At 75.9% G+C, this 680-nt stretch carries 1 pseudogene; it reads left to right on the forward strand.

Going from position 1 to position 680, the window contains the following annotated elements:
- Window positions 1–680, forward strand: a pseudogene (locus HL189_RS22480) (3D-(3,5/4)-trihydroxycyclohexane-1,2-dione acylhydrolase (decyclizing)); the annotation flags it as partial.

Below are 680 nucleotides of genomic sequence, written 5' to 3' on the forward strand. Positions count from 1 at the left end.
GAGCTGTTCGCCGAGCGCACCTGGCACGTCGGCCGGCCGCTGCCCGAGCAGGCCGCGCTGGCCCGGGCGGTGGAGGTGCTGCGCTCGGCGCGCCGGCCGCTGGTCGTGGCCGGCGGCGGCGTCATCTACTCCCAGGCCACCGAGGCGCTGGACGCCTTCGCCTCGGCCACCGGCATCCCGGTCGCGCAGACCCAGGCGGGCAAGGGGGCCCTGCCGTTCGACCACCCGCAGTCGGTCGGGGCGATCGGCTCGACGGGCACGACCGCGGCGAACGCGCTCGCCCGCGAGGCCGACGTCGTGCTCGGCATCGGCACCCGATGGCAGGACTTCACCACCGCCTCGCACACCGCCTTCAACGACCCCGGCGTGCGGTTCGTCAACGTCAACGTCGCCTCGATGGACGCCGCGAAGCACGCCGGCGTGACCGTCCAGGCCGACGCCCGCCAGACGCTGACCGCGCTCACCGAGGCGCTGGCCGGCCGGCCGGTGGACGAGGCGTACCGGGCCCGCACCGCCGAGCTCAAGGACGCCTGGGAGGCCACCGTCGAGGCCGCCTACCACCCGCAGACCCCCAGCACCGGCGAGGGCGGCCGGCTGACCCAGAACGAGGTCATCGGCCTGGTCAACGAGGTCTCCGACCCCCGCGACGTGGTGGTCTGCGCCGCCGGGTCCATGCCCGG

The organism is Modestobacter sp. I12A-02662 (assembly GCF_041028325.1).
GTDB lineage: Bacteria > Actinomycetota > Actinomycetes > Mycobacteriales > Geodermatophilaceae > Modestobacter.